General features: G+C 51.9%; 1 protein-coding gene. It reads right to left on the reverse strand.

The window, feature by feature from the left end; translation table 11 throughout:
- Position 1: 1 nt before the first annotated feature.
- Positions 2 to 1,636, reverse strand: coding sequence for a chaperonin GroEL (gene groL / locus ACTHUM_RS13105; RefSeq protein ID WP_049322649.1), 1,635 nt, complete (start codon positions 1,634 to 1,636; stop codon positions 2 to 4).
- Positions 1,637 to 1,749: the final 113 nt, after the last annotated feature.

The raw sequence follows: 1,749 nt of genomic DNA on the forward strand, positions 1-1,749 counted from the left end.
CTTACATCATGCCGCCCATACCACCCATGCCGCCCATATCAGGCATAGCAGGTTTTTCTTCAGGGATTTCAGCGATCATGCAGTCTGTGGTCAGCATCAGGCCGGCGATAGATGCGGCGTGTTGCAGCGCGGAACGGGTTACTTTGGCAGGGTCGAGTACGCCCATTTCGATCATGTCGCCGTATTCGCCGGAGCCTGCGTTGTAACCGTAGTTGCCTTTACCTTCCAACACTTTGTTCACAACCACGCTAGGTTCGCCGCCTGCGTTGGCAACAATTTGACGCAGAGGAGACTCAACGGCGCGCAATACGATTTGTACGCCTGCGTCTTGGTCGGCATTGCCGGTATGCAGGTTTTCCAAAGCAGCACGGGCGCGCAACAGGGCGACACCACCGCCGGCAACCACGCCTTCTTCAACGGCTGCGCGGGTAGCGTGCAGCGCGTCTTCCACGCGGTCTTTTTTCTCTTTCATTTCGACTTCGGTAGCGGCACCGACTTTGATCACTGCCACACCGCCGGCCAATTTGGCCACGCGCTCTTGCAGTTTTTCTTTGTCGTATTCGCTGGTTGCGGTTTCAATTTGTTGGCGGATTTCAGCAACACGCGCTTCGATTTGGGCCGCATCGCCGAAACCGTCGATAATGGTGGTGTTTTCTTTACCGATTTCGATGCGTTTGGCTTGACCCAAGTCGTCCAAAGTCGCTTTTTCCAGAGACAGGCCGACTTCTTCGGAAATCACCACGCCGCCAGTCAGGATAGCGATGTCTTGCAACATGGCTTTGCGGCGGTCGCCGAAGCCAGGGGCTTTCACGGCAACGGTTTTCAGGATGCCGCGGATGTTGTTCACCACCAAAGTCGCCAAGGCTTCGCCTTCTACGTCTTCAGCGATAATCAAGAGCGGACGGCTGGCTTTGGCCACTTGTTCCAAAACAGGCAACAAGTCGCGGATGTTGCTGATTTTTTTGTCGAACAACAATACAAACGGATTGTCCAAAGCAGCGATTTGTTTTTCAGCATCGTTGATGAAGTAAGGAGACAGGTAGCCGCGGTCGAACTGCATACCTTCGACGACATCCAATTCGTTTTCCAAAGATTTGCCGTCTTCAACGGTAATCACGCCTTCTTTACCGACTTTTTCCATCGCTTCGGCGATAATCGCGCCGACTTGTTCGTCAGAGTTGGCGGAAATCGAGCCGACTTGAGCGATTTCTTTAGAAGTATCGCAAGGTTTGGCGATGTTTTTCAGCTCGTCAACCAAAGCGGCAACGGCTTTGTCGATACCGCGTTTCAGGTCGGTCGGGTTCATGCCGGCGGTCACGTATTTCATGCCTTCGGCAACGATGGATTGCGCCAATACGGTTGCAGTAGTGGTACCGTCGCCGGCTACGTCGTTGGTTTTGGACGCCACTTCTTTCACCATTTGCGCGCCCATGTTTTCGAATTTGTCTTTCAATTCGATTTCTTTTGCAACAGACACACCGTCTTTAGTGATGTGCGGGCCGCCGAAAGCGCGGTCGAGTACCACGTTGCGGCCTTTAGGGCCCAAAGTTACGCGTACGGCGTTTGCCAATACGTTGACGCCGTTTACCATTTTTTGGCGAACTTCATTGCCGAACTGTACGTCTTTTGCTGCCATATTTTATCTCCAGAAATTTTAATAATAAGTTAAGAATTTAGGCTGTCGATATGTGTTTGAATTTTTTTCCAAAGCTCCACATCTTTATGTTCATTTTGCGGACGAACAGTACC

This window comes from Neisseria sp. P0021.S006, assembly GCF_051956895.1.

Excerpts from the sequence above, each read along its gene's own strand:
- groL (WP_049322649.1), bottom strand. The coding sequence starts at position 1,636 with ATGGCAGCAAAAGACGTACAGTTCGGCAATGAAGTTCGCCAAAAAATG.